This is a genomic window from Methylosinus sp. Sm6 (assembly GCF_019802345.1).
Lineage (GTDB): Bacteria > Pseudomonadota > Alphaproteobacteria > Rhizobiales > Beijerinckiaceae > Methylosinus.
This window is the reverse complement of the sequence record NZ_JAINDZ010000007.1, coordinates 16,318-34,140: the sequence shown is the minus strand read 5'-3', so window position 1 is coordinate 34,140 and position 17,823 is coordinate 16,318. Positions and strand designations below refer to the sequence as shown.

At 66.5% G+C, this 17,823-nt stretch carries 17 protein-coding genes; 13 read left to right on the top strand and 4 right to left on the bottom strand.

What is annotated here, in order from left to right; all coding sequences use genetic code 11:
* Window positions 1-34: 34 nt before the first annotated feature.
* The 12 genes from K3F48_RS06700 (at window position 35) to K3F48_RS06645 (ending at window position 10,730) form a co-directional block, all read left to right on the top strand.
* Window positions 35-1,909 carry a methanol/ethanol family PQQ-dependent dehydrogenase gene (locus K3F48_RS06700; RefSeq protein ID WP_222574650.1) on the top strand — a complete coding sequence of 625 codons (1,875 nt, stop codon included), beginning with the start codon at window positions 35-37 and terminating at the stop codon, window positions 1,907-1,909.
* 107 nt (window positions 1,910-2,016) lie between these two features.
* Window positions 2,017-2,919, top strand: a complete 903-nt coding sequence (gene moxJ, locus K3F48_RS06695) for a methanol oxidation system protein MoxJ (RefSeq protein ID WP_222574649.1) — start codon at window positions 2,017-2,019, stop codon at window positions 2,917-2,919.
* Between the two features lie 42 nt (window positions 2,920-2,961).
* Window positions 2,962-3,546 (top strand): cytochrome c(L), periplasmic, encoded by a 585-nt coding sequence (gene moxG, locus K3F48_RS06690; protein ID WP_222574648.1) that lies wholly within the window; start codon window positions 2,962-2,964, stop codon window positions 3,544-3,546.
* Between the two features lie 63 nt (window positions 3,547-3,609).
* Window positions 3,610-3,912 (top strand): methanol dehydrogenase [cytochrome c] subunit, encoded by a 303-nt coding sequence (locus tag K3F48_RS06685; protein WP_255608473.1) that lies wholly within the window; start codon window positions 3,610-3,612, stop codon window positions 3,910-3,912.
* A 373-nt stretch (window positions 3,913-4,285) separates the two neighbouring features.
* Window positions 4,286-5,311 carry a MoxR family ATPase gene (locus K3F48_RS06680; RefSeq protein ID WP_222574647.1) on the top strand — a complete coding sequence of 342 codons (1,026 nt, stop codon included), beginning with the start codon at window positions 4,286-4,288 and terminating at the stop codon, window positions 5,309-5,311.
* Window positions 5,308-6,144: a DUF58 domain-containing protein gene (locus K3F48_RS06675; RefSeq protein WP_222574646.1), complete on the top strand. Its 837-nt coding sequence runs from the start codon at window positions 5,308-5,310 to the stop codon at window positions 6,142-6,144. Before K3F48_RS06680 ends, K3F48_RS06675 begins: the two co-directional genes overlap by 4 nt.
* 8 nt (window positions 6,145-6,152) lie before the next feature.
* Window positions 6,153-7,046: a nonribosomal peptide synthetase MxaA gene (locus K3F48_RS06670; RefSeq protein WP_222574645.1), complete on the top strand. Its 894-nt coding sequence runs from the start codon at window positions 6,153-6,155 to the stop codon at window positions 7,044-7,046.
* A complete protein-coding gene (locus tag K3F48_RS06665) occupies window positions 7,043-8,044 on the top strand; it encodes a vWA domain-containing protein (protein WP_222574644.1) in 1,002 nt (333 codons plus the stop codon). Before K3F48_RS06670 ends, K3F48_RS06665 begins: the two co-directional genes overlap by 4 nt.
* Window positions 8,041-8,655, top strand: a complete 615-nt coding sequence (locus tag K3F48_RS06660) for an MxaK protein (protein WP_222574643.1) — start codon at window positions 8,041-8,043, stop codon at window positions 8,653-8,655. The genes K3F48_RS06665 and K3F48_RS06660 overlap by 4 nt, the downstream gene beginning before the upstream one ends.
* A complete protein-coding gene (locus K3F48_RS06655; RefSeq protein ID WP_222574750.1) occupies window positions 8,655-9,659 on the top strand; it encodes a vWA domain-containing protein in 1,005 nt (334 codons plus the stop codon). Before K3F48_RS06660 ends, K3F48_RS06655 begins: the two co-directional genes overlap by 1 nt.
* A complete protein-coding gene (locus K3F48_RS06650) occupies window positions 9,656-10,180 on the top strand; it encodes an SRPBCC family protein (RefSeq protein WP_222574642.1) in 525 nt (174 codons plus the stop codon). The genes K3F48_RS06655 and K3F48_RS06650 overlap by 4 nt, the downstream gene beginning before the upstream one ends.
* A gap of 10 nt (window positions 10,181-10,190) precedes the next feature.
* Window positions 10,191-10,730 carry an MxaH protein gene (locus K3F48_RS06645; RefSeq protein WP_222574641.1) on the top strand — a complete coding sequence of 180 codons (540 nt, stop codon included), beginning with the start codon at window positions 10,191-10,193 and terminating at the stop codon, window positions 10,728-10,730.
* Window positions 10,731-10,744: 14 nt separating this feature from the next.
* Here the strand turns inward: K3F48_RS06645 and K3F48_RS06640 are convergent, their stop codons facing one another.
* Window positions 10,745-11,374, bottom strand: a complete 630-nt coding sequence (locus K3F48_RS06640) for a response regulator transcription factor (protein WP_222574749.1) — start codon at window positions 11,372-11,374, stop codon at window positions 10,745-10,747.
* Window positions 11,375-11,629: 255 nt separating this feature from the next.
* Here K3F48_RS06640 and K3F48_RS06635 point away from each other — a divergent pair, with 255 nt between their 5' ends.
* On the top strand, window positions 11,630-13,018 hold the full coding sequence (locus K3F48_RS06635; protein WP_222574640.1) for an ATP-binding protein: 1,389 nt from the start codon (window positions 11,630-11,632) through the stop codon (window positions 13,016-13,018).
* A gap of 173 nt (window positions 13,019-13,191) precedes the next feature.
* Here the strand turns inward: K3F48_RS06635 and K3F48_RS06630 are convergent, their stop codons facing one another.
* The 3 genes from K3F48_RS06630 to acs all read right to left on the bottom strand — a co-directional run bounded on the left by K3F48_RS06630 (window position 13,192) and on the right by acs (window position 17,579).
* Window positions 13,192-14,211 carry a hydantoinase/oxoprolinase family protein gene (locus K3F48_RS06630; protein ID WP_222574639.1) on the bottom strand — a complete coding sequence of 340 codons (1,020 nt, stop codon included), beginning with the start codon at window positions 14,209-14,211 and terminating at the stop codon, window positions 13,192-13,194.
* Window positions 14,212-14,410: 199 nt separating this feature from the next.
* The gene (locus K3F48_RS06625) at window positions 14,411-15,304 is read right to left on the bottom strand and encodes an NAD(P)-dependent methylenetetrahydromethanopterin dehydrogenase (RefSeq protein ID WP_222574638.1); all 894 of its coding nucleotides are present in this window, start codon (window positions 15,302-15,304) and stop codon (window positions 14,411-14,413) included.
* A gap of 340 nt (window positions 15,305-15,644) precedes the next feature.
* Window positions 15,645-17,579, bottom strand: coding sequence for an acetate--CoA ligase (gene acs, locus K3F48_RS06620; RefSeq protein WP_222574637.1), 1,935 nt, complete (start codon window positions 17,577-17,579; stop codon window positions 15,645-15,647).
* Window positions 17,580-17,823: the final 244 nt, after the last annotated feature.

Here is a 17,823-nt window from a genome sequence, read left to right as displayed (position 1 = left end):
GAGGCGCGCGCGCCCGTCGCAGGAGGACTCGTCGATGAGGAAGCTGCTGAATTCCGTATCCCTCGTGAGCGTCCTGCTCGCGGCGCCATTCGCGCTCTCCGCCCCGGCGCGCGCGGAGGACAAGCTCGAGGCTCTGGCGAAGAGCGAAGACAATTGGGCGATGCAGGGCAAGAACTACAGCGCCAACCATTACAGCACGCTGACGCAGATCAACACCGACAATGTCAAGAATCTGAAGGTGTCGTGGTCCTTCTCGACCGGCCTGCTCAGCGGGCATGAAGGCTCGCCGCTCGTCATCGACGGCAAGATGTATGTTCACACCTCTTTCCCCAACAATACATTCGCGCTCAATCTCGACGATCCGACCCGCATCCTCTGGCAGGACAAGCCGAAGCAGAACGCCGCGGCCCGCGCCGTCGCCTGCTGCGACATCGTCAATCGCGGCCTCGCCTATTGGCCGACCGACGGCGTCACGCCGTCGCTCATCGTCAAGACGCTGCTCGACGGCAATGTCGTCGCGCTCAACGCCGAGACCGGCGCGCTGGTGTGGAAGATCGAGAACTCCGACTATAAGGTCGGCTCGACGCTCACCGTCGCTCCGCATGTCTATAAGAACATCGTGCTCATCGGCTCCTCCGGCGCCGAACTCGGCGTGCGCGGCTATATGACCGCTTATGACGTGCGCACCGGCGAGCAGAAGTGGCGCGCCTACGCCACCGGCCCGGATTCCGACGTGCTGATCGGCGACGACTTCAACAAGGCCAATCCGCATTACGGCCAGAAGGGCCTCGGCACCTCCACCTGGGAAGGCGACGCCTGGAAGATCGGCGGCGGCACCAATTGGGGCTGGTTCGCTTATGATCCGGGCACGAACCTCGTCTATTACGGCAGCGGCAATCCGGCGCCGTGGAACGAGACGATGCGCCCGGGCGACAACAAATGGACGATGACCATCTGGGGCCGCGATCTCGAGACGGGCGAAGCGAAGTTCGGCTATCAGAAGACGCCGCACGACGAGTGGGACTACGCCGGCATCAACTTCATGATGCTGAGCGAGCAGAAGGACAAGGACGGCAAGCTGCGCAAGCTGCTGACCCATCCCGATCGCAACGGCATCGTCTACACGCTCGACCGCACCGACGGCACGCTGGTCTCCGCCGACAAGATCGACGACACGGTCAATGTGTTCAAGAAGGTCGATCTGAAGTCGGGTCTGCCGGTTCGTGATCCGGAATATGGCACGCGCATGGATCATCTCGCCAAGGACGTGTGCCCCTCGGCGATGGGCTATCACAATCAGGGCCTCGACTCCTATGATCCGACCAAGGAGCTGTTCTTCCTCGGCGTGAATCATATCTGCATGGATTGGGAGCCCTTCATGCTTCCCTATCGCGCGGGTCAGTTCTTCGTCGGCGCGGCGCTCAACATGTATCCGGGTCCGAAGGGCGATCGGCAGAAGGGCGAGGGTCTCGGCCAGATCAAGGCCTATAACGCCATCACCGGCAAGTTCAAATGGGAGAAGATGGAGCGCTTCGCCGTTTGGGGCGGCACGGCGGCCACGGCGGGCAATGTCGTGTTCTACGGCACGCTCGACGGCTTCATCAAGGCCCGTCACAGCGACACCGGCGAGCTCTTGTGGAAGTTCAAGCTTCCGTCGGGCGTCATCGGCCATCCGATCGTCTATCAGCACAAGGGCGTCGAATATGTCGCCATCCTGTACGGCGTCGGCGGCTGGCCGGGAGTGGGCCTCGTGTTCGACCTGCAGGACCCGACCGCCGGCCTCGGCGCGGTGGGCGCCTTCAAGCAGCTCGCCAATTACACGCAGATGGGTGGCGGCGTGATGGTGTTCTCGCTGAATGGCAAGGGCCCTTATGACGATGTGAACCTCGGCGAATACAAGGCGAACTGATCGCTTTCCGCACCGCCGCCGGCTCAGCCGGCGGCGGCTTCCGCGTTCGGACGCCGACACGCCCGGACGCTCGAATACATATCGCGATCCGCTGTCTAGGGTGAAACATGTCTCGTAAACTCCGCTCCGTCGTGACGCTCTCCGTGCCGGCGCTGCAGCTGATGTGGAGCGCGACCGCCGGCGCCGCGTCTCTCGGCGTCCAGAACCCGGACGCGCCGCCCGCGCCGGCCCAGGCCGTGCAGGCCGCGGACCCGAATATGCTTCGCATTTGCGCATCGAAGAACCAGCCGCCGCTGTCCCTGGCGGACGAGACCGGCCTCGAGAACAAGATTGCCGTGGCGCTCGCCGAGGCGATGAAGCGCAAGCCGCAATTCGTCTGGACCGACCGGCCGGCGATCTATGTCGTTCGCGACCTTCTCGATAAGAAGCTCTGCGATGTCGTCGTCGGACTCGACACCGGCGATCCGCGCGTCGCCAGCTCCAAGCCCTATTATCGCGCCGGCTATGTCTTCGTCACGCGCGCCGACCGGGGGCTCGACATCAAGTCCTGGAACGATCCGCGGCTCAACAGCCTCGGCCGTCTCGCGGTCGCCTTCGGCTCGCCCGGCGAGGTCCTGATGAAGGACAAGGGGCTCTACGAGAACAATATGAATTATCTCTATTCGCTCGTGAACTTCCGGTCGGCGCGCAATCAGTACACGCAGATCGATCCGAGCCGGATGGTGCAGGAAGTCGCGACCGGCGCCGCCGATATCGCCGTCGCCTTCGCGCCGGATGTCGCCCGCTATGTGAAAAGCTCCTCGACCGCTCTGCGTGTCGAAACGATCGCGGATGATGCGGCGAAGAGCAATGGAGAAAAGGTTCCGCAGCAATTCGACCAGTCGGTCGGCGTGCGCCGCGACGACACGGCGCTGCTGGCGCAGATCGACGCGGCGCTGACGACCGCAAAGCCGAAGATCGACGCGATTCTCGAAGCGGAAGGCGTTCCGCTTCTCTCGCTCGCTCATTGATCGAGCCGTCTAGCGGATCCGGAGCAGGGAGAGAAAAATATCGTGAGCAGGAACAAGAAAAGCGCGTCCATTCTGCTGTGCTGCGCATTGATGAGCGGAGTCGCGACCGTGGCTTTCGGCCAGTCGACGTCTCTCGGCTTCCACAACACGGTCACCGGCGAGCCGCTCGACTTCAACGAGGCTTTGCCGGAAGGGCGCGACACGCCCGGCGTGAAGAAATTCCTGGAGACGGGCGTCGATCCTTACATCGAGGACAAGAGCTGCCTGAAGCAGGGCGAGCAGACCTTCCTCTCGGCCTGTTCCGGCTGCCATGGCCATCTCGGCGAGGGCAAGATCGGTCCCGGCCTCAACGACAGCTATTGGACCTATCCGGACAATGCGACCGATGTGGGTCTCTTCTCCACCATCTTCGGCGGCGCGCAAGCCTCGATGGGGCCGCAATACGGCAATCTGACGCTCGACGAAATGTTGAAGGTCATGGCCTGGGTCCGACATCTCTATAAGGACGATGTGGCGCAGGCGCCGTGGTTCACCGAGGCGCAGAAGAAGGCCTACAAGCCCTATCAGCAGGGCGAGACATTCCCGGACGACGCCCCCGGCCTCTGCGCCCCGGCGAAAGGGAAATAGGGGAGAGCGCGCTCAGTCGGTCGGGCGCGCTGTCGCTTCGCATCAGAAAGGGAGGACAAGCAAATGAAATTTGAGCATCGGACTGTCGCGCTGGCTCTCGCGGCCGCGCTGTGCTCGGCTCCGTTCGGAGCGGCGCTCGCCTATGACGGCACCAAGTGCAAGGCCCCCGGCAATTGCTGGGAGCCCAAGCCCGGCTTCCCGGAGAAGGTCGAGGGCTCGAAATACGATCCCAAGCATGATCCCAAGGAACTCGCCAAGCAGCAGACCTCCATCCAGGCGATGGAAGCGCGCAACCAGAAGCGGGTCGCCTATTTCAAGAAGAGCGGCAAGTGGATCTACGAAGTCGACAAGATCCCGGCGGAATAAGGAAATCTCGCGGCGAGCGTGTTCCGTTCGAACGCAATCGGTCGAGCGGTGGCCCTTCGCTGCAAATGAAATGACTCGAGACCTGCTTCGATGAAAACGAAGGGGGCTCATTGCCCCCTCCTCAACTCTCCACCGCTGCGCGGGAGAGGGAGCAGCTACGGCGCTTCATCGAGGGTCCGTGAAAGTTCGGCCGCCCCTCTCCCGCGCAGCGGGGGAGGATGAGGGAAGGGGCCTTCGGCGTCTTCGTCTCGGGCGACGCAGACCATCAGAAACAGGCGGCCACGATCTGGACCAACGATGTCATTCGACAACAACGCATCGTGTTCCTTCCCGAGATCGTGGCCGCGCTGCCCATATGTCGAAGGGCGCAAGCGTGAGTGAGACATTCGACGGAAGGCTCGACGTCTGGCGGGACCGCGCGCGCCGCTTCGAGCAGGAGATCGAGAAGGCCGTCATCGGGCAGTCGCGCGCGATCCGGTTGATCACCATTTCGATCTTCTCCCGCGGCCATGTGCTGCTCGAAGGCGATGTCGGCGTCGGCAAGACCACTCTGCTGCGCGCGGTGTCGCGCGCGCTCGGCGGCGATTTTGTCCGCGTCGAGGGCACGGTCGACATGATGCCGACCGACATTCTTTATCACACCTACCTCGCCGACGATGGCCGGCCCCGCGTGGAGCCCGGCGCGCTGCTGCGCAAGGCCGATCGGCTGTCGGTCTTCTTTTTCAACGAGATCAATCGCGCGCGCCCGCAGGTGCATTCGCTGCTGCTGCGGCTGATGGCCGAGCGCAGCGTGTCCGCATTCGATCGCGACTATGCTTTTCCGCATCTGCAAGTCTTCGCCGACCGCAATATGATCGAACGGGAAGAAACATTCGAGCTGCCGGCGGCGGCGCGCGACCGCTTTCTCATGGAGATCGCCGTCACGGCGCCGCGCGACGCGGAAACCCGCCGGCAATTGCTGTTCGATCCGCGCTTCCATGATCCGGACGCGCTGGTTCAGCGGGTCGAGCCCGGCTCCTTCGATTATCGCGCCGTCGGCGCGGTCGCCGATGCGATTCAGGAGCGGGTACAGGCCAGCGAGGCCCTTCAACATTATGTGCTGCGGCTCTGGCTGGCGCTGCTCGAGCCGGCCTCCGCTTCGGTGTCGCTTCCCGACCTCGATGTCGCCCATCTCGTCAAGGGCGGCGCGAGTCCGCGCGGCCTCGCCTTCCTCGTGCGCGCGGCGCGCGTGCGCGCCTTCCTCGAGGGGCGCGACTATCTCATTCCCGAGGACATTCGCGAGCTGTTCATCGAGGTCATGGCGCATCGCATCTTCGTCGATCCGATCTATGCGATGCGCGGCGATCAGCCGGTGAAGCAGCTCTGCCGCGCCGTCTTCGACGCGACGCCGACCCCATGACCGCGCCGCTCGACATCGCCTATCGACCGCGCGGCCGCTTTCGCTCGAATCGGATCGGCTCGCATTCGTCCAGCGAGGTCGGCGGCTTCGGCGTGTTTCGCGATCAGACGCCGTTCCTGCGTCATCCCGATGCGCGACGCATCGACGTGCGCGCGACCTTGCGCGATCCTTTCGGGGAAACCTATGTCCGACGCTTCGAGCAGCGGCAAGCGATCGACATCTATGCAATCGCCGATCTCTCGGCGTCCATGGCCTTCGGCGCAAAATTCGACTTGATGGCCGAGCTCTGCGGCACGCTCGCCTTTTCCGCCAATCGCGTCGGCGATCGCTTCGGCCTCATCGGCTGCGATCATGCGCTGCGGCAAGACGCCTTCATTCCGGCGACCGCTTCGCGCAGCCTCGCGCTGCGCGCCGCCGAGCGTCTGAGGGCGGCGCGATGCAGCGGCGAAGGCGCGCGCGGCTTTCTCGACGCGGCGGCGGCGCTCGGCGCCTCGCGGCGGCTCGTCTTCTTGATCTCCGACTTCCGATGGCCGGCGGAGCTGACAAACGGCGTGTTCGCCGCCTTCGCCCACCATGACGCGATCCCGGTAGCGATCGTCGACTCGAATGAGGAGAGGCCGCCGCGCTGGGGCCTGCTCGAATTGGTGGACGCCGAGACCGGAGCGCGCCGCCTGACCGCGATGCGTCCGAGCCTGCAGGCGCGCTGGATCGAGCAGGAACGGCGACGCCTCGACGAGATCTCGCGTCTCGCCGGCGGACGCGCGCGGCCTCCGATCATTGTGCGCGATCGCTTCGACGCGCTCGAATTCGGTCGAGAATTGGCGGCGGCGTGAGGCGCGCGATGCGATTTGCTTTGCTGCTCCTCCTGCTGCTGTCCTCCCTCGCGGCCCGCGCGGAGAGCGTCGCCGAAATTCATTCCGAGCGGCCGTTCGGCTATTTCGTCGGCGATCTCATTCATGCCTGGGTCGACATTCGCGCGAGCGCCGACGCCGAGCTGCAAGCTGCTTCCCTGCCGAGCCCCGGACCGTTGACGATTTCGCTCGACCTGCGCGATGTCGCGCTCGAGCCGCTCGGCGACGACGGCGGCAAGCTGTGGCGCCTGCATCTCACCTATCAGAACTTCTATGTCTCGCTCGATGTGCGCGACATTAAAATTCCCGGCTTTGCTCTGATCCTCTCGCATCCGGCGGGCAACGAGACCTTGCAGATACCCGCCTGGTCGGTTGGCGTCGCGCCGCTGCGGGAGGTGACGCCGACGAAAGCCGCGGAGGCGGTCGACTATCTGCGTCCGGATGGCGCGCCGCCGAAGATCGACGAGGCGAGACCGAAGCGTGTCGCTGCAATTCTGGCGGCCGCGACCCTGCTGGCCTTCGCCGCCGTCGCACGCGACCGCGGCTGGCCGCCCTTTCATTTGCGCCGCGCGCGTCGCTTCGCGCGGCTCGCACGCCGCCTCGGCGCGCAGGCGCGACATGCTTGCGCCGACGAGGAGATTCGCGCAGCGACGCAAAGCCTGCATCGCGCCATCGACGCGACCGCCGGCCGCAGCATTCTCGGCCATGATCTCGGCGCCTTTCTGATCGCGCATCCGCAATATGCGCCGCTCGAGGCGCCGCTGCGCCGGTTCTTCACGGCGTCCGAACGCCTGTTCTTCGGCGGCGCGCGCGAGAAAGATCATGATGTCGGCGGGCTCGCACGCCTCGCCGGCGCGCTCGCCGAGCGGGAGCGCGCGACATGAGCGGCTTCGGCGTCGAAACTCTCTGGGTCCTGGCGTTCCTGCCCTTCGCTGTCGCGCCGCTGCTGCGCTCCGCCCTGCGCGCGTCGCGCTTTTCGGCTATCGACGCGGCGCCGCGCGACGGCGTGTCGCGCGCCGTCGCCGTCGGACTGAAGGCGCTCGGCGCCGGCGCGATCGCCGCGTCGATCCTCGCCGCCGCCGCGCCCTATCGCGCGGGAGCGGAACATGAGCGGATCGGCGAAGGCGCGGATATCGTCTTCCTCATCGATCGCAGCGGCAGCATGAACGAGACTTTTGCCGGACGCACGCCGGCGGGAAGCGAAGAGTCGAAAGCCTCTGCGGCCAAACGCCTGCTGCAAGGCTTCGTCGATCGCCGCGCTCACGATCGCGTCGGCGTCGTCGGCTTTTCTACCGCGCCCCTGCTGTTGATGCCGATGTCAGACCATCGCACGGCGATCAAGGCCGCGATCGACGCCGTCGATCGTCCGGGCCTCGATTACACCAATATCGGGCGCGGGCTGGCGATGGCGCTGGCGATGATCGGCTCGGGCGAGCGCGATCGATCGCGCGCCATCGTGCTCGTGTCGGATGGCGCCGGCGTGATCGATCCGCGCATACAGGACGATCTGCGTGCGGAAATGAAGAAGGCGAATGTCGCTCTCTATTGGCTGTTTCTGCGCACCGCCGGCAGCGCCGGCATCTTCGACGAGCCGGACCCGGAATTCGACACGCCGCAAGCTGCGCCCGAGCGCCATCTCGATCTCTTCTTCCGATCGCTGCGCGTCTCCTACCGCGCCTTCGAGGCCGAGGGACCGGCGGCGACCGAGCAAGCGGTCGCCCAGATCGATCGCCTGGAGCGGCGTCCGGTCCGCTATGTCGAAAAGCGTCCGCGCGACGAGCTGAGCGGCCTCGTCCTCGGCATTGCGCTCGGCTGCGCCGTCGCGCTGCTTCTCGCCAAGCTCGCCGAAGTTCGCCCGCCGACGCGCGAGCAAGGCGCATGACCGCCCGATCGCTGCACGAAAAAATCGCGCGGGCGCGCCGCGCCGCCGGCGGCGCATGGCGAAACTGGCGCTCTTTCCTGCTGGTCCTCGGGCTGTGCGCGCTCACGGCGGCGACTTTATCCTCGGTCGCGCGATGGCGCGACGCGCATGCGACGAACGCGGCCATCGAGCGGCTGCGCTCGGGGCATGACGTCGAGATCGGCGAGGGCGCCGCGCCCGAGCTGCTCCTCGCGCGCATCGCCTTTTTGACGATACGAGACGAGGTCGATCGCGCGCGCCTCCTCGTCGACGCGCTCGATCGACGCGGCGAGGCGGCGCTTCGCGCGCGCGCGCATTATCTCGTCGCCAATGCGCTGCTGCGCAAGACATTCGATCTCATCGAGCGTGGCGAGCTCGACGCCGCTCCGCCCTTCGTCAATCTGGCGAAGCGGGACTACCGCCGCGCCCTGCAGCTCGCGCCCGCATTTTGGGATGCGAAATATAATTACGACGTCGCCTCGCGCCTCATTCGCGATTATCCGGCCTTCGAGCAGGAGCAGGGCGACGAGCTGCAAGCCGATCCCAGGAAGCTGTGGACCGACACGCCCGGCGCGCCCAAGGGCCTGCCGTGATGCGGCCCGACTGGCGCGATCCGCGGCTCCTCCTGCTGCTCGCGGCAACGCTGCTGCTGGCGTCGAGCTTCCTCGCGCCGCAGATCTCAGTGGCGCGCGTCGGCTATGACGCGCTGCTCGTCGTCGATATCACCGGCAGCATGAACACGCGCGACTATGCTGCGAACGGGCGTCCGCAGAGCCGGCTCGACGCGGTGAAGGCGGCGCTGCGCGAGATGATCGCGGGCCTGCCCTGCGCATCGCGCATCGCGCTCGGCGTGTTCTCCGAACGGCGGCCGTTTTTGCTCTACGAGCCGATCGAGGTCTGCGCCGATTATGCGCAGCTCGGCGGCTCGATCGACGCGCTCGACTGGCGCATGGCCTGGGAGGGAGACAGCCATGTCGCCGCCGGGCTCTATCGCGCGATCGACATGGCGAAGGAGCTGCGCGCCGATGTTCTGTTCTTCACCGATGGACAGGAGGCGCCGCCGCTTCCGGCCTCGGGCGGTCCCGTTTTCGACGGCCGTCCCGGCGAGACGAAAGGGCTGATCATCGGCGTCGGCGGCTATCGATTGTCGCCGATCCCCAAATTCAACGACGAAGGCCGCGAGATCGGCTTCTATGGCGTCGACGACGTGCCGCATGAGAATCGCCATGGCTTGCCGCCTGCCGGCGCCGAGCAGCGCGAAGGCTACAACGCCCGCAACGCGCCCTTCGGCGCGACGATGACCGCCGGCGTCGAGCATATGTCGTCCGTGCGCGAGCCCTATCTTCGCACGCTCGCCGATCGGACCGGGCTCGTCTACACGCATCTCGACGGCGCCGCGGAGCTGGCGCGCGCATTCCGGTCCGCGGCGACGCCGCGAATGCGCGAGGCGGCGCTGGATATGCGTCCCGTCTTCGGCGCATCGGCGGGCGCGCTGCTGCTCGCCGCCTTCGTCGCGACGCCCTTGCTCGAGCAACGCGCGCGTCGAAGAGAGATCATTCGCGCAGCCAACAAGCCCCCCGAAAGGAGAGTCGCATGAAAATCTATCTGACATTGCTCGCCGCGCTGCTCGCATCGCCGGCGCTGGCGCATGGTCCGACGCCGATCAAGGTCAATGAGTCGATCACCATCGCCGCCGATCCGAAGGCGGTCTGGGCGGTCGCCGGCAAGTTCGACGGACTCGCGGCGTGGCATCCGTCTATCCAGAGCGTCGAGGCGACGGGCGGCGACGCGATCGGAGCGGAGCGCGTGCTCACCTTCCGCAAGGGCGGCACGTTGAAGGAGAGCCTCGATGAATATGATCCGGCCGCCTTCAAATATTCCTATCGCATGGCCGATCCCAATCTCGACGTGCTGCCGATCAGCTCCTATTCGGTGACATTCGCGATCAAGCCCGCGGCCGGCGGCGGCAGCGAGGTGCAATGGTACGGCCGCCTCTATCGCGGCGACACCGGCAATGAGCCGCCGGACAATCTCAGCGACGACGCCGCGCGCACGGCGATGTCGGAGTTTCTCTCCTCCGGCTTGAAGGGCTTGAAGAGCAAGGTGGAAGCGAAATAGGGCGGCGCTCATGGCGGCGATCGCCTTCATCGCTTCGACAGGCGCGGTGCGCATGCGGCCCTTGCGCATCGCCGTCGCGCTCGGCTGCGTCGCTCTCTGCGCTTGTGATGACGGCAGGAGCAAGGGTGAGGCGCCGTCGAGCGATGCGGTTCGCGTCGAGGACAAGACGCCGGGCGCGTGGCTGCGGCGCGACGAAGCCGATCCGGCCGTCTGGCTCGCGAGCAAGGAGCAGGGCCGCGCGGCGACGCCGGACGACGCGCGCGTCGCGACGCTGAAAAAGGCGCTCGCGCGCGCGGACTTCTCCTTTCTCGAAACCGAGCGCATGGTCGCGAACCGCACCGCGCAGCTCGCTGAAATGCTCGCCAGAGAGGGCATGTCGGAGGATTACGCGACGATCATCGAGGAGCTTGCGGCTGTGGTCGACGCCAAAAAGGGCAAGGCGACCTATGGCGAGCTGTGCGGCTATTATTTTTCGCTGCGTCGCGGCGGCGCCAGCAGAGCGGAGACATTGCGCATCTTGAAGGAGCGTTTCGGCCCGTCGGAGCAATGACGGGCGACGAAGCCTCAGCTGAGCTTCTTCGACAAGCGGTTCTCCACAGCGATGCGAATGAGGTCGGAGCGCGACCTCGCGCCGAGCTTGCGCTTCAGCAGCGCGCAGCTGTTGGCGACGGTCTTGTAGGAGACCTTCATCGCAAAGGCCATTTCGGTCATGTCCTTGCCGTCGGCGAGATGGCGCAGGATGTCGAGCTCGCGCTCGTTGAGCGCCGCGAGCGGATTGGCCGTTCGCTTGTCCGAAAAGGCAACCTTCAGCGCGAGATCGCTCGAGAGATAGCGCTCGCCGCTCGCAACGGCGCGGATCGCCCTCACGAAGCTGGCGGGATCCTCGCTCTTGGCGACATAGCCGCGCGCGCCCTGCTCGATCGAGCGCGCCGCGAACATCGGATCGTCGTTCATCGTGAACACGATGACCTTCGATTCGCGATCGCGCTCGAGCAAGGAGCGCAACAGATCGAAGCCCGACGCGTCGGGAAGGTTGATGTCGAGAACCGTCACGTCCGGCGCGGACGAGGCGTGCGACTTCAGCGCCTCTTGCGCGTCATGCGCCTCGATGACTTCGATGTCGGCCTGCCCCGAGAGCATGCCGCGGCATCCCTCGATCACCATGGGATGGTCGTCGACGATGAGGACGCGCATCATGGCCCTTCTTTGCGCTGGATCGAGGACTATGTTGAAATCTTGTTCGATTTGTCAATAATCTTCCGTTGTCTGGACAGCGCCATCGGGTGAAGGGAAACAATCCTCCCCCTCGTCGGCCGAGCCGTTTCGGCGAGGCTCTCTCCTTGTGCTCGCGGCGCCGGCGCTTCGCGTTCGCGACGCCCAGGTTGCGGCTCGCAGCCGGACTCGATTCTCCCTACTTTCTTCCTTCGTTCGGCAACCCGGCGGTCTCACATGTGGTTCCTGTCGCTCAAGGCGAGATTGAGCTGGCTCATCGGAGCCGTGCTCGTCGCGACCTTGCTGGTCGATATCGCAATTCTCGTCCTGCACGCGGGACCGCGCATCCGCGCGGAGGACGAGACGAGCCTGCGTCTGACGCGCGAGCTCGTCCTGATGACGGTCGCGAGCATTCAGGAGACGACCGATCCGGCGCCGGCGCTGAAGCGATTTTACGAGAGCCTCGGGACGCTGCGCCATGTCGACGTGCGCGTGCTGTCGGCGGGCGAGTCGCCGGTCGAGGCGCTGGCGCGGCGTCCTTCGGCGGAGATGGACGTTCCCGGCTGGTTCGTCGAGCTCGTCGACGCGCCGCCGCGCGTCTCGATCATTCCGGTGCGCGTCGGCGGCGTCGACTATGGGCGCATCGCGATCATGTCCAATCCGCTCGACGAGCTCTCCGAGATCTGGTCGGACGTCTCCTGGCTCGCGCTCGTCAGCCTGCTCGCGACTTCCGCAATATTGGCGATCGTCCTCGTCATCGTCAGATGCTCGTTGAAGCCCTTCGGCCGCATGCAGCAGGCGCTCTCGGAGCTGGAGGCGGGAAAGAGCAACGTGCGCGTCGCGCTCGCCGGGGCGACGGAGTTTCGCGGCATCGCCGGCGCCGTGAACTCGCTCGCGGCGACGCTCGACCAGGTGAAGGCGGAGAACAGATCGCTGCTCAGCGAGATCCTTCGTGTGCAGGACGACGAGCGCAAGGCGATCGCCCGCGATCTCCACGACGAGGCGGGGCCCTGCCTGTTTTCGATCCGCGCCGGCGCCCATGCGATTTCCGAGCTCGCCGAGAGCGGCGCGCCCGATCTCGGACGGCTGCGGCAGATCTGCGCCAATATCGGCAAGGCGAGCGAGGCCCTGCAGAGCTTGATCAGCGGCCTTCTGGGGCGGTTGCGGCCGAGGGGCCTCGCCGATTTCGGCCTCGGCGCGGTGCTGGACGGCCTCATCTCCTCATGGAGGATCGCGCGTCCGGACGTCGCCGTCGTGCTGATCGCGCCGCATGATCTGTCGACTTTGGACGAGCAGACCGCCTCGACCGCCTATCGCGTGGTGCAGGAGGCGATGACCAATGTGTTTCGCCACGCCGGCGCGAGCCGGGCGAGCATTCGCATCGAATTCGAGCCGCTGGACAGCGACGCCGAAGCCGAATGCGGCGCGGCTCTGCGCATCACGGTGGAGGACGACGGCAGAGGCGTTCCGGATCGCCCGCAAATGGGCCTCGGCATCATCGGCATGCGCGAGCGCGTCCAGGCGCTCGGCGGCCGCTTGACCATCGAGAAGCGCGCCCCGGGAGGCACGCGTCTCGACGTGTCGCTTCCGATCGCCGACGACGGCGAGAGCGCAGCCGAGCGATGAGGACGAGCCGAGCGTCTCGGGGACGCGAGTGTTCTGATCGAGCGCCGCAGGCCGCCAGGCGGCTCGCGTCGACGAATTTGAAGCCTGTCGAGTGCGAGCCTGAAGACACGCGGTTCAAGGCTGTGCATGGACCGCGAGCCTTCAGGCTCGCTCAAATCGGCTGAATCACGCCGTTAGAGCAGCAACGCCAGCGCCGCTGCCGGCGCGCAATCGGCGGCCGTCGGCGCCGCCTGTGGGGCGGCCTCGATGAATTCGGCGATGTCGCGATAGGGGCGGCCCTCGGCCCAGGCGAGCCGCACGGCCAGCCCGCGGCCGACGCCGGCGCCGACGATCGGCGCATCGTCGCGCAGCGCGCCGCGCGAGCGCAGCAGGGCAATCTGGTCCTCGATCAGCCGCATCTGCGCGCGCGCCAGAAAAGCGGCGAAGGCGCGCCATTGCTCGGGAGAGGCGTCCGCCGCGTCGCGGCCGGCGAGCCGCGCGAGCCGCGCGATCGAGGCCTCCGCCGTCTTGCCGCGCCCGTCGGCGGCCGGCTCGGCGTCCGCCTCCCCGGGCAGCGCGCCGAGCAGGCGATGAACGTCCGACATGGTGGCGAAGCTCTCGCGCAGCAACGGGGCCCAGCGCCCGGCGAGCGGGGCCATGGCGAGCGTCGCCGCGGGGTCGCCGCGCAGCAGGCCGGAATAGACGAGCTCGCCATTGGCGAGGCGGTCGGCGTCGCCGCCGCCTTGCGCCGTGACGCGGCCGCCGGAAATCGGAACGAGATCAGTGGTCGTCGAGCCGATGTCGACGAGCAGCGCCTCGGGCGTCTGCCGCGCGACCAGCTCGGCGCTCGCCCGCCAATTGGCCGAGGCGATGGCGGTCGCCGTCGCCGGGATCGCGCCATAGGGGACGAGGCCCTGCTCGCCGGCGTAGAAGAGAGCATGAGTGGCGCCGGACTGGCGCAGGAAAATGGCGGCGATCGTCGCGACGCCGGCCGCGCGCGTCTCGAAAGCGTCCGACAGCTCGGCGGTCATGGTGACGCTGTGACGCTCGGCGGGGCCGAGCCGCTCGCGCGCCGTCGCGATCGCCTCCTCGAGCCGCGCCAGCCCGTAATGCGGATTGCAGGGAAGCTGCACAGCGGCGACGACCCGCCCGCCCTCGGCGCGCGCGGCCTTCAGATTGGCGCCGCCGATGTCCCAGCCGATCGCGCTCGTCATGTCGAAACCCTCCGAAAGTCCAAAGAGCGCGCGGAATGTCGATGATTTCGGAAATTCGAAGCGCGCTGCGCGCCCCCTGGGGAAGGGGGCGGTCGGCCTGGGCGTTCTTGCGGGACGCCCTATGGCCTCGGGTGGATGGGGTCGACGGCTCGGAACGGCTTCGCCCGCTCCGAGCCGCCGAGGCGTTGCCGTTCCGCGGTCAGACCAGCTCGCGGGCCAGGGCGAAAGCGTGGCGGAAGTCGAGGCAGAGCGGCTTGTCGGAGGTTGTCATCTGCTTGAACAGGCCGGCTTCCGTCCCGTATTTGATGTCGCCGATGGCCAGCGCGCCGATGCCGAGGGCGCCCGAAGGCAGCTCCACGCCCTTGTCGTGCAGGCCGACGCCTTCGACGCCGAGCGGCGGCACCGCGTTGACGTCGGCGGCGATCAGCAGCGAGGATTTGGCGGCGGCGAGGTCGTCCTTCGACAGCACCTGCACGCCGGCGCGCGCGGCGCAGAGCGCGATCTCATGCTCGACGAGCAGGGCGCGGACATGCTCGGCGGTGCTGCCGTCTGCCGGCTTCACCTTGACGCCGAAGCGCGTCTCGATCTCGTCCGCCTGCTTCACGACGCGGTCGAGACCGCTATAGCCGACGATGGTCACCTCGGCCCCCTCGAGCGCGGCGATGACGGCGGAGGAGAAGCCGACGACGCCGGTTGCGCCATAGACGACGACCTTGGCGCCTTTCAGCTCGCGCTGCTTCTTCTCGCGCAGCACCTTCTCGACGAAGGCGACCATGGCGCCGGCGGTGGTGAAGGAGCCGTAGGGATCGGCGAACAGCGAAATCTCGAAGGGCTTCAGCAGCGCGCCCTTGGCGGCCTCCAGCATGTCGAGCGCGAGAATCGCGTCACGGCCGGCGAAGAAGACTCCTGTGCGCAGGGCCGCCGAGGGCGCGCGAGAGAACATCGCGTCCTGCACCAGAGCGGTCACCTCGTCGAGCGTCACATTGGTGTAGGGAATCGCCGCGTCGAAACCCGCGTCGAGCGCCATATTGACGTCGAACGGGCTCATATGCTTCAGCGTGCTCAACATATGCAGGATCGCTTTGGCGGCCATGGGAAATTCCTAACCTTTCTGTGGCGCGCGCGGACGCCGGGGGCGTCGTGGGGACGCGCGAATCCCGGGACGGCGGGGGCGGCCCGGGTCTTGCGAATGGCGAGACGCATAGACCGCAGAACGGGGCGAATGTCCAGCCTCTTGTCCCGCCATAGGACGGGGCGTAGAGGGCGCCTCCCGGCTCGCCCATATTTGGCGCGTTCACATCGATTTGAGTCAGATTATCGGCTCGGACCCTCATCCGACCCCGCTTCGCGGGGCCACCTCCTCCCGCAAGCGGGAGGAGGAACGCTTTATTCGTCGGCGGGCGGGAATATTCGGTCCGCCGCCCGCGCGTCCCTCACCCCGCCGGCCGGTTCCTGATCAAATCCTCCACCACGCTCGGGTCGGCCAAGGTCGATGTGTCCCCGAGCGCGCCGAACTCGTTCTCGGCGATCTTGCGCAGGATGCGGCGCATGATCTTGCCGGAGCGCGTCTTCGGCAGGCCGGGGGCGAATTGGATCACATCCGGCGAGGCGATCGCCGAAATCTCCTTGCGGACGAAATCGACGAGCTCCTTGCGCAGCCGCTCGGATGGCTCCGCGCCGCCCATCAGCGTCACATAGGCGTAGATGCCCTGGCCCTTGATCGCATGGGGGAAGCCGACGACGGCAGCTTCGGCCACCTTGTCATGGGCGACGAGAGCGCTCTCGATCTCGGCCGTGCCCAGGCGATGGCCCGAGACATTGATGACGTCGTCGACGCGGCCGGTGATCCAATAGTAGCCGTCGGCGTCGCGGCGGCAGCCGTCGCCGGTAAAATATTTGCCCGGATAGGCGGTAAAGTAAGTCTGCACGAAGCGCTCGTGATCGCCGAACACGGTGCGCGCCTGTCCGGGCCAAGAGTCGGCGAGCACCAGATTGCCCTCCGTCGCCCCTTGCAGAATAGTGCCGCCGGCGTCGACGATCTCCGGCTGCACGCCGAAGAAAGGCTTGGTCGCCGAGCCCGGCTTCAGCGCCGTCGCGCCCGGCAGCGGCGAGATCAGAATACCGCCGGTCTCCGTCTGCCACCAGGTGTCGACGATCGGGCAGCGGCCCTCGCCGACGACGCGGTGATACCATTCCCAGGCCTCCGGATTGATCGGCTCGCCGACCGAGCCCAAGAGGCGCAGCGATTTGCGGCTGGTCTTCTTCACCGGCTCCTCGCCCGCGCCCATCAGCGCGCGAATGGCGGTCGGCGCCGTGTAGAAGATGTCGACCTGATGCTTGTCGATCACCTCCCAGAAGCGCGAGACGGTCGGATAATTGGGCACGCCCTCGAACATCAGCGTCGTTGCGCCATTGGCGAGCGGGCCATAGACGATATAGCTGTGGCCCGTGACCCAGCCGACGTCGGCCGAGCACCAGAACACCTCGCCGTCGCGATAATCGAACACCAGCTCATGGGTGAGCGCGGCGTAGACGAGATAGCCGCCGGTCGTGTGCAGCACGCCCTTCGGCTTGCCGGTCGAGCCGGACGTATAGAGAATGAACAGCGGGTCCTCGGCGCCGACCTCGGCATAGGGACAATCGTCCGGAACCTTTTTCGCCTCGTCCTCGTAACGAAAATCGCGGCCCGGCTTCATGTCGATCTTCGCGCCGGTGCGCGTGACGACGATGACGGTCTTCGCCGGCGTCTTTTCCAGCGCCGCGTCGACATTGTCCTTGAGCGGAATCCGCCGGCCGCCGCGCACGCCCTCGTCGGCGGTGACGACGACATCCGATTGCGCGTCCTCGATGCGTCCGGCGAGCGCGTCCGGCGAGAAGCCGCCGAACACCACCGAATGCACGGCGCCGATGCGCGCGCAGGCGAGCATGGCGTAGGCGGTCTCCGGAATCATCGGCATGTAGATCGTCACGCGATCGCCTTTGCGCACGCCGTGGGCCTTCAGCACATTGGCGAAGCGGCACACCTGCTCGTGCAGTTCGGCGTAGGTGATGTGGCGCGAGAGCGAGGGATCGTCGGCCTCCCAAATGATGGCGGTCTGCTCGGCGCGATGCGGCAGATGGCGGTCGATGCAATTCATCGCGACATTGGTCGTGCCGTCGCCGAACCATTCGATCGAGACATTATGCGTGTCGTAGCTGACATCCTTGACGCGCGTGAACGGCGTGATCCATTCGATGCGCTGGGCCTGCTCGGCCCAGAAGCCGTTCGGGTCGTCGATCGAGCGTCGGTAGAGCTCCTCATATTTCTCGGAATCGATGCGCGCGACCTTTTGCCACGCCTCCGGAACGGGATAGATTTTTTCCGACATTCGAGCGTTCTCCCCGATCGCCGGCGCCGCATGCGAGCGCCATCTTCTTTGTCGTGAATATGACTTGGTTTGCCGCCGGAGGCCATGGCCCCGTTCGCCCGAGGCGCCCGTCGTTTCGGCGCCGGGCGCCTCACAAAGGGCCCGGGCAGGCCGCCCGCCGCCGCGACAACGGGTCGCAGATCGTTCCCAAATCCCACGTATTACAGGAGCGGCGCGCATGCTGCGAGCTGAATTTCACCCTGCC